At 41.3% G+C, this 9,380-nt stretch carries 9 protein-coding genes and 1 pseudogene; 5 read left to right on the top strand and 5 right to left on the bottom strand.

Annotation, left to right across the window (positions count from 1 at the left end; translation table 11 throughout):
- On the top strand, positions 1-477 hold a 477-nt coding region (locus NJ959_RS20335; RefSeq protein WP_305069161.1), incomplete at its 5' end, for a calcium-binding protein.
- Between the two features lie 284 nt (positions 478-761).
- Here NJ959_RS20335 and NJ959_RS20330 read toward each other — a convergent pair.
- From NJ959_RS20330 to NJ959_RS20315, 4 genes are all read right to left on the bottom strand, one after another.
- Positions 762-1,004 (bottom strand): hypothetical protein, encoded by a 243-nt coding sequence (locus tag NJ959_RS20330; RefSeq protein WP_254013564.1) that lies wholly within the window; start codon positions 1,002-1,004, stop codon positions 762-764.
- Between the two features lie 442 nt (positions 1,005-1,446).
- Positions 1,447-2,997, bottom strand: a complete 1,551-nt coding sequence (locus NJ959_RS20325) for an ATP-binding protein (protein WP_373693684.1) — start codon at positions 2,995-2,997, stop codon at positions 1,447-1,449.
- A gap of 155 nt (positions 2,998-3,152) precedes the next feature.
- Complete coding sequence (locus NJ959_RS20320; RefSeq protein ID WP_254013562.1) at positions 3,153-3,755, bottom strand: hypothetical protein; 603 nt, start codon at positions 3,753-3,755, stop codon at positions 3,153-3,155.
- 135 nt (positions 3,756-3,890) lie between these two features.
- Complete coding sequence (locus NJ959_RS20315) at positions 3,891-4,679, bottom strand: class I SAM-dependent methyltransferase (protein ID WP_254013561.1); 789 nt, start codon at positions 4,677-4,679, stop codon at positions 3,891-3,893.
- 96 nt (positions 4,680-4,775) lie between these two features.
- On the opposite strand from NJ959_RS20315, the pseudogene NJ959_RS30780 reads away from it, so the two are divergent.
- From NJ959_RS30780 to NJ959_RS20300, 3 genes and pseudogenes are all read left to right on the top strand, one after another.
- A pseudogene (locus NJ959_RS30780) lies at positions 4,776-5,105 on the top strand (ribosomal maturation YjgA family protein); the annotation flags it as partial.
- An 81-nt stretch (positions 5,106-5,186) separates the two neighbouring features.
- Positions 5,187-5,654, top strand: coding sequence for a phosphate-starvation-inducible PsiE family protein (locus NJ959_RS30775; protein ID WP_254013566.1), 468 nt, complete (start codon positions 5,187-5,189; stop codon positions 5,652-5,654).
- Positions 5,655-5,894: 240 nt separating this feature from the next.
- On the top strand, positions 5,895-6,347 hold the full coding sequence (locus tag NJ959_RS20300) for a nitrate reductase associated protein (RefSeq protein ID WP_254013560.1): 453 nt from the start codon (positions 5,895-5,897) through the stop codon (positions 6,345-6,347).
- 13 nt (positions 6,348-6,360) lie between these two features.
- Here the strand turns inward: NJ959_RS20300 and NJ959_RS20295 are convergent, their stop codons facing one another.
- Positions 6,361-8,301 (bottom strand): PAS domain-containing sensor histidine kinase, encoded by a 1,941-nt coding sequence (locus tag NJ959_RS20295; protein ID WP_254013559.1) that lies wholly within the window; start codon positions 8,299-8,301, stop codon positions 6,361-6,363.
- A 382-nt stretch (positions 8,302-8,683) separates the two neighbouring features.
- Here NJ959_RS20295 and nblR point away from each other — a divergent pair, with 382 nt between their 5' ends.
- A complete protein-coding gene (gene nblR, locus NJ959_RS20290) occupies positions 8,684-9,379 on the top strand; it encodes a response regulator transcription factor NblR (protein WP_254013565.1) in 696 nt (231 codons plus the stop codon).
- Position 9,380: the final 1 nt, after the last annotated feature.

Raw genomic sequence — 9,380 nt, 5'->3', positions numbered from 1 at the left:
CCTTCACCAAACTATGGGGTTGAGAGTGTCCAGTTTAGTAATGGGGTGACTTGGAGTGAAGCACAGCTTTGGAATGCTTATCTGACATTAGGTGCAGCTACCAATGATACTTTGACAGGCACTAATGCTGGCGACACAATTGTAGGGGGTTTTGGCACAGATTATCTCAATGGTGGAGCAGGAGGCGATACCTATAAGTTCAATCTAGGAGATGGACAAGACACCCTTGATGATAGTAGCAATGATACCAGCATTGATAAACTAATCTTTTCCGGTACGGGTTTGACTTCCACCAATACCATTGTCACTCGCATAGCCAACACTAATGATTTGAAAATCTCCTTTGGTGGGATTGCTGATTCAGTTGTTCTCAAAGACCAGGTTTATAGCCCTTCACCAAACTATGGGGTTGAGAGTGTCCAGTTTAGTAATGGGGTGACTTGGACAGAAGCACAGCTTGTAAGTGCTATTGTTTAGACTACCTACCTCGTAGGTTGAGTTTCATGCTTCAACCCAACACCTAAGCTTCAATCAAGCAAATAGATGTTGGGTTGAGACTCATGGGATGAATGACAAACAATAGCCCAAATCTACATCAAATGCGATGACAACGCCTACCGGATGCGATCGCGCTTTTTCTAGAGAGGCGATCGCATTTTTATTTTTGATCGACATCGACGCTGATTAGAAGCGGATAATCTCGATCGTGGATCGGAATCTTTGAAAACAAACATCAAATTCTCGAAGGTAATGCTTCATCGTCAGAAAAGGGAAACTCGATTGTACCAGGCATGAGTAGATGCCTCTCGGTCATCCCGAATCATCTGCATCAGCATGTTTGCAGCCTCCGTTGCGTCGTAGGGCGACCAAACCGGATACTCTGATGCAGAAAAGATAACTTGTAGTTCAGCCTTTGGGATTTGCACAGCCAGGAGTTTGAAGAGTGATAATTTGTCTGACTGGCTCAGATTGTTCACCAAAGGAATTAACTCAGCGAGAGACATGGTTTAAACTCCCAGACGGACAAGAATGTATTTATAAGAAAATAGCCTGAAAACCCCGTGACTTGAGTCCGGGGATGAAAGGCATTGGCAGACTTGAGTCTGCCATGATATAATTAATAGGTCAGTATAAGACGTAAAAACCTACCCCCGGACTGGAGGAAAGTATACGCCCGAAACAACCTTGTGGAGATATCATTACGCCCTTATGGCAAACGTAATGAGCCTGGGAACCTGATTTATCAGGATATTAAGGCGCTCGATGTCTTAAGAATCCCCGTGTCTTTAGACCGGGGAGTGTCAACATAAGCGATCTATGCTCTGCGCGAAACTCATCATGCCGCTGATTGATACGTCTGTCTGGATCGGTGTTTTTCGCGATCAGCTTTGCTGCTGCCGAAGGCAATCGCAGCAGTGAAGTTCGCCCCGTCAGAATTTTTTCAGTTTAAGCCCGAATCACAGTAATAGTCCGTTGATTTTCCGTCATCACTACCTGAGTTGACAATCTTTCTTCAATAGGTAAAGCATTTTGACGACGGTCAAACACAAATAACCAACCTTCATCCAATCCCAAACGCGCTAAATAAGATTCTAACTGCTCGATTCCCTCAGTTTGGGGGTCGCGCTTTTTCTCGCGCCAGACTTTTAATTCTATTCCTAACATCACAGCTTTGTAAGACAAACATAAATCCATTCTGTCGCTGCCAATGGCATATTCTCTCTCCAAAGTTCCCCCCCCATTCGCCACACGATGCAAGAAAGCCATTAAGACAATGTGTGGGGCAATTTCATGATAGCCCGTGCTACCTAATAACGGTTCTCCATGCTGTCGCCAAAACTTGAGAAATGCTTCTAGTAACCCATCTTTATTTAACTCCCCTTCGGAGGTTAACCAAGTCGGTGCAATCATGGGGAGAGAAGCCATTGGTGTCACCGTTAATACCCTGGGTAAAACCTCGCGATAAATTGGGTTTGCCATCGTCAATCCACCTTGGGGATGGATTTTACATAAACCCAAGTCAATCACAAATTGAATATCATCGTTGGGGATATCCCCTAATTCTAAACCCGCTAACATGGGTTGGATAATCGCTTTTATCCTGGGTTCTCGCAAGCGTTCCGCTAAACTATCGAGGTGAGTATCAAGACGAGCAATTAAGATTTCCTTTGCTTGTAAAATATGTTCTTTGGTAATAGTAATACTTCGATCCTTCACCAGCTTTTCCACAACTTCCTTGGCAAGAGCATTGACTAACCAAGGTTGTCCTTGGGTTAAATCGAAGGCTGTGGTTGTGGCTAATGGAGTGAAAATTTGTCCGGTGGCTTCAGTATGTTGCTGGTATAATTCTTGTACTTCTGCGGCATAAAAGTTTCTCAGGGTAATCGAACTAACTTTAATATTAAAAGGACTGGCTGTATTTAATCTGTCACTCCCACCCGATGCCACTTTGTAATCCCGCACATCGCGCAAACCAATTAATCCTACCGATGAGGGAAAATTTTCTGGACGATTGGAATAACCATCGCGTAATTGTCGCAATACTGAAATTAGGGTTTGGTCTTGTAGTGAATCTATTTCATCGATAAATATTACTAACGGACGAGGGATCTGGCGGGACCAAGCTCGTAAATTTTCCCGAATTCTCTGTCCTGGGGCATTATAAACCCAAGCTGGGGGTTGTAGTTCCTTGGGGAGATAATCCTCAATTGTATTTCGCCAAGCTCCGAGAATGGCTAATTCAGCGGCGCTGGGGTCATGATTGAAGGCACTGCCTACTTCTACCGATACCATGACGGCTGCGTAACGTCCACTGGCAGTGAGTTGTTGAGCTAGTGCTAACATTGCCGTTGTTTTACCTGTTTGTCGCGGTGCATGAACGACAAAATAACTTTCTTGTTCGATGAGAGTTTCCAAGTCGGGTAAGCGACTTGTTGGCGGGAGCATATAGTGCTTGTCGGGTTTGCACGGACCAGCAATGTTGAACCAGCGAGACATGGCATCTTGGCAGTTAGCGGACACTTTGAGTTTAGACGATTTTGGGGTATTGGAACTGACTATACCAAAGAAATAAAACCCTGTTGTTTGGCTGGGATTAAAATTCCGAAGACCAAGTTTACCCTAATTTATATAATAACACTGTTGTGGTATTGCTAAACTGTTATAAAAGCATTCAATAAACCCAGAACTTCATCAATCGGAGTAAGATAACGATCTTTGAGATCGATTAAAACTTCTAGATCTGGTGTCAATGCCAAAAATCGCCAAACTTGACCTGTAGTCACACAACCATAAACCGTTTTAGTACCAATATTAGGATCGCGTTGGTTGACTAACAAAGCCCCATACATAGTAGCAATACATTGAGCTAATCCATCATTAATGTTTTCATTTTTAGCTTCAATTACTGTAACAATAGGAGCCTTAATTGTTAGATGATTGGGATCGCCAGTAAGTAAAAAATCAACAAATCCATTCAAACCCAAACTAGCATCGGCAGTAAAACTTTTACCCGAAAACAATGAACTATGAGGATTTAAAGTAACAATTTCGCTTAAAATAGGGGCAATTAAATATTCAGAACGAGCTTTTTCCGTGTTAATAGCAATTGCTAGTGGTGCAAATCTTTTTAAAGCTTCAGTCAAGAATGGGCTGGGAGAAATTGGCTCAAAATCAATTAACTTCTCCACAGTTGTAATCTGACTAATGCCTAAAGTAACTAGTTGTTCAAATGAAGTAAAATCACTGTAAGACATGGCTATAAAAATTACCGATCCAAATAAATGATATTGTTTAAAAAATCAGTCGATTAGATAGAGAATTTTTCGGGGCGAGTTATCGAGGTAATTTGTCGATTACCAAAGGAGGTATAACTTCATTCTTCATTCCCTCTATTTAATCGCCACAACTCGAATTCTCCGATAGTCAGCAAACCATCTACCATCTCTATATAATGTCGGCTTTAAATTATCCTCCACCAACCGAATTAGTTCTATTTGTTGTTCCTCAGATAATCCTGATAAAAACTGACTTCCAAACATCTCAATCCAATTTGCCATCCCCCTATCTCCATCTTCCAAAGGAGTTGGGCGAGCGAATAAAATAGCTAATGTTACATCAAATCCTTGTTTTTCCAGCAGAGTAGCGTACTCACCGATACTGGGAAAATACCAGGGATTCAACTCGCTAGAGACGGGACAATCAATAGCACCCAAGGCATAGTATAGTGAATTAGCGATCGCGCCCACATTTCCCTTCCCGCCAAATTCTGCCACAAAGCGCCCCCCACGCCTTAGTGCTTGATAGACACAGCCGATTACAGCATCTGGTTGTTTAATCCAATGGAGTGCAGCATTAGAAAAGATAGCATCGAATGGTTCATCAACATGAAAGTTTCTGGCATCGGCAATAGTAAACTGGATTTGGGGATAATTTTCCTTTGCCTTCTCAATCATAGAAGGAGAATAATCTATGCCCTCAACCTGTGGTATCCTGCTTGAAGAAGAACTAGCACCAACAGCAAGGGCAATTTTTTCTGTCAATTGTCCAGTACCACAACCTAAATCGAGTATCCGTTCACCTATTTTAGGTGATAATAACTCTAATAATTCCTCTCCATATTGCCAAACGAATCCATGCTTATTTTCATATAGACTAGTATTCCAACAATTATCTGACATGACATGATTCTCCCAAAATAGTAATTGCTACTCCCGCCATCGTAGAAGATTATCCATCTCCTCCTTCGTGTCTTAGTGTCTTAGTGTTTTTTCAAAATGAATTTTCTCAAGTATCGCATTATCTTACTCATCAACATCATCCTCATTATACCTCTGGGTTACACTGTCAGATTTTCCCAAGGTATAACACCGGAATGGCTTAACGACTGTTTGGGTGTCATTGCATATCAAATATTTTGGATTCTTTTTGTTTTATTCATCTATCCCCGAGCTTCACTAATTTGGACTGCGATAGGGGTGTTTTTCTTTGCCTGTGGCATCGAGTTTCTCCAACTTTGGCAACCTTCTTGGTTACAAGAGCTGCGAGGAACATTACCAGGGCGACTCGTTTTGGGCAATACCTTCACCTGGACAGATTTTCCCCCCTACATTATTGGGAGTTTTCTGGGTTGGCTTTGGGTTCGATGGCTGTACAATAGGATTGAGTCAGGTGCTTTATCCAAAACAATGAATAGACTAAAAAAAATCTTCCTATTCCTCCGAAATTCTTTCAGCGATAGCTCATTTCTACACAACATAGAAAGTATAGAGACTATTGTATCTAAGATACTATCATTAGTAATGGTGGTGGTAATCCTCGTTGCCGTATTTGACCTTATTATTATCCTATCTCAACAATTATTTGTTTCTCCATTGGGTTTCTTTAATAAAAATTTATTTGAATTTTTTGGATTATTTCTAAATGTTCTGATTGCCTTAGAAATCCTAGAAAATATTACCGCTTATCTCCGTAAACACGTTGTCCAAGTTGAGCTAGTGATCGTCACATCTTTAATTGCAGTTGCCAGAAAAATTATAATTCTGGATTTGAAGAAAACAGAAGGAATTGATATCATTGGTTTAGCATTAGCGGTTTTTTCTCTATCTCTTAGTTATTGGATTATACGGAAATCTAATGAAAAAAATTCTGATTAACTTGATGATTTCCGTTGATTCCAGCCCTTTTCAGGTATGTGAGGTATAGAGAAACCGGGTTACTGGGGCGTACTTAATATTATTACAGCCCTTTTCAATTATGTGAGTTACAAAGAAACCGGGTTTCTGGGGTATATTTCATAAATCTGCAATCTGCTGTATGAGGAAGATAGATAGTTGTGTTAAAATCAAATACTATTATACAAAACCAGACTTAACCCAAACAAAATCTCAAATCTCATGACTCATTTCTTCCAATTTGAAGCCGACTTTGTTGATTCCCTACGCTGCATTCCCATGGAAGTGCGGATGAAATTAGATACCTGCGGCATCAAACTAAAATTAGCCCACTGGCATCAATTTACCCAAGAAGAAAGACTGGTATTAGTAGAAAAGCCAATAACCACACCAGAAGAAATCGAAGACTACGGGAAATACCTGCAACAATTAGTTGTAACCTATACAGGTATACCCGCATCTAATCTGCCCATTGATCCTAATCCCCCTTGGTTGGATGCTAATACAATTCCTGCAAACCTTCAGACAAAAGCCCAAGAAATCGGCGTTATTATAACAGAGGAAAAATGGGCAGCATTAACGCCACAACAGCGATTTGCCCTAATTAAACTCAGTCGCCCTAGTCATGAAAGCAAAAACTTTTTACCCGCATTAAAAGAATTTAAGTTACTTTAAAAAATTGGAGATTTTATGAATTTGGCAGTTGCAAGTCGGAAGTGGGGATTTCCTCCATAATTATATCTACTATTCCCCTTCCTATCCCCCCTTGAATTTGATATGGATTTTGACAATAGCACTCCTGAGAAACCTGTTTTAGGGGAATCTCAATTATAAATTCTGTTCCCTGGTTTTGTGAGGAAATGCACTTCAAATGCCCACCATGCTTTTCCACCACAATCTGATAACTAATTGACAATCCCAATCCCGTACCTTTGCCAATAGGTTTGGTAGTAAAAAAAGGATCGAATAGTCGTTGTTTAACGGTTTCGCTCATCCCTATTCCATTATCAGCAATATAGACTCCTATCCAATTATCGTTAATAACCTTAGTACGAATCTTAATTTTAGGTGATAATTTTTTTTCTTCCTTATTCCCTCTTTCCTCTTCTCCCTTACCGATTACATCTTCAACAGCATCAATGCCATTACTAATGATATTCATAAAAACCTGATTTAATTCTCCTGCATAACATTCCACCAGAGGGACATTTCCATACTCCTTAATAACCTCAATAGAGCGACGATTTCCTTTATGTTTCAGTCGGTTTTGGAGAATTAGGAGCGTGTTATCAATCCCTTCATGAATATTTACAGCCTTCTTTCCGGCTCTATCCAGATGGGAAAAGTTACGGAGAGATCGCACAATTTGATAGATTCGATCCGCTCCTACCTGCATCGAAGTTAGTAATTTTGGCAAATCAGATGCTATGAAATCGAATTCTATTCCTTCACTTTTGATTTCAATTTCTTTCGGTGGTTGAGGATAGTAATGCTGGTAAAGCTTTAGCAGATCCAACATATCCTGAAAATATTGCTCTGCGTAGCTAAGATTGCCATGAATAAACGTGACTGGATTATTAATTTCATGGGCAATTCCAGCCACTAACTGTCCCAAACTAGACATTTTTTCTGACTGAATAAGCTGAACTTGGGTTTGTTGTAATTTTTGCAAAGTTCGTTGTAATTGTTCAGTCTGTTTTTGTAACTGAGATTCCCTTCTTTTCAGCTCTTTTTCTGCATATTTTCTCTCTTTAATCTCTTGTCTGAGCCGCTTATTTGTCTCTAAAAGTTCAGCCGTCCGTTTCTCAACCCGTTTTTCCAAGTTATGGTGAGCTTGTTGCAGAGCTTCTTGGGCAAGTTTACGTTCAGTTATATCGCGAACCACTTTAGCAAAACCGCGCAACTTCCCATTTTTATCTCGTAGTGCAGTAATTACTGCATTTGCCCAAAAACGCGATCCATCTCGACGTATCCGGTAACTTTCATCTTGAAACCTACCTACCTCCGCCGCCTCTTTCAATTCTCGCTCTGGTTTCCCAGAAGCCACATCTTCAGGGGGATAAAAATAAGAAACATGCTCGCCAATAATCTCATCTTCCCTATATCCATTAATACCTTCAGCTCCCTGATTCCAACTAATAACCCGTCCTTCTATATCTAGCATGTAAATGGCATAGTCTTTGACATTCTCCACCAGACAATGAAATCGTTCCTCACTATCCCATAATGCTTCCTTAGACTGCTTCCGCTCAGTCAGATCCCGCACCACAGCGTAAAGCAATTGCTCTTCCCAATTCAAAGATACATTCCACAGCAGCCACTTGTAGGAGCCATCAGCACAGCGACAGCGATTTTTAAAGGAAACAGGAGCAGTTGTAGTCGCAAATTGCTGGAGTTGAGTCAGGGTTAAGTCTTTGTCTTTCGGATGAATCAAGTTCATCCAGGGTTGAGCTAGAAGCTCTGAGTCAGTGAAACCAAGAGTTTGTTCCCATCGGGGGTTAATTTCCTTGAAATAGCCATCACCACCCATGACACACAACATATCTAGCGATAGAGTGAAGAAAGGATCTAGATCCCTGCTTGTCTTTGGACTCCCGGTGCTTGGGGCTGTAGTTAAAAAAGTTAGCATCTGATACTCGTCGGGGTTTTTCGATGGAACCCTTCAATATTTGTTCCGTAACAAATAAATAATAGATGAACTTCGCCTGCGATCCCTTGGGTTCATTAACTAAAGTTTAAGAAATTTTGCGATCGCGCGATCGTATTCGACTGATTAGCATTTTCTCACTAAATCATTTCATTTTCCTATACTCCTCTAGCAGACGTTTTGGCGAGGATCGCAACCCATCTACTACAGGGGTATAGGGGATCTCTATCCCAAGGAATAGTCCAGATCCAGATCGTGCTAAAGTCACATAGTCAAGTCAGTTCATCGAAATTCCCAAGAAATGCTAAAACAGGGTAAAGGTAATTTAGCATTACACCCATCCCGCGATCGCGAGATCTCTACTATGCAACCTCCCTCCCTTGACCGCAATCCCTCTATCTTACTCGTAGAAACAGACGAAACCTTAGCTGACAAACTAAGTCTGGATTTGAGAGAAGCTGGCTATCATACCATTGTTGCTACAGATGCCAAAAGTGGTTGGCATCAAGCTTGCGCACTCCAACCTGCCATGATGGTAGTCGATCGATCCCTTCCAGGGGAATCGGGATTAAATTTGTGTACTCGGCTCAGAGAATCTGGCTCTCGCGTACCAGTCCTCTTACTTATGGTTCGCGATACAGTAGAAGATCGAGTAGCTTGTCTGGAAGCGGGCGCTGATGATTATTTTCTGAAACCCTATCGCACAGAAACCTTTTTACAGATGGTGCGCCTCTATCTTGAACCAGATAGTGCCGCATCAGAACAAGTGCGGTTTGGAGATTTAGCATTAGATCTTACCACCCGTCGAGCGATCCGGAATGGACGGGTGATAGACTTGACTATGAAGGAATTTGAACTCCTCAAGTATTTAATGACTCACCCCCGCGAAGTCTTAACCCGCGAACAAATTCTGGAAAATGTCTGGGGTTACGACTTTATGGGCGAGTCTAACGTGATTGAAGTCTATATTCGCTATCTGAGAATCAAAATCGAAGATGAAGGTGAAAGGCGCTTGATTCAAACTGTACGCGGTGTCGGTTACGTTTTACGGGAAACATAGA

The sequence above is a fragment of the Limnofasciculus baicalensis BBK-W-15 genome (assembly GCF_024178385.1).
Lineage (GTDB): Bacteria > Cyanobacteriota > Cyanobacteriia > Cyanobacteriales > Coleofasciculaceae > Limnofasciculus > Limnofasciculus baicalensis.
Note: the sequence above shows the minus strand (reverse complement) of the source record. Positions and strands in the feature narration are given on the sequence as shown.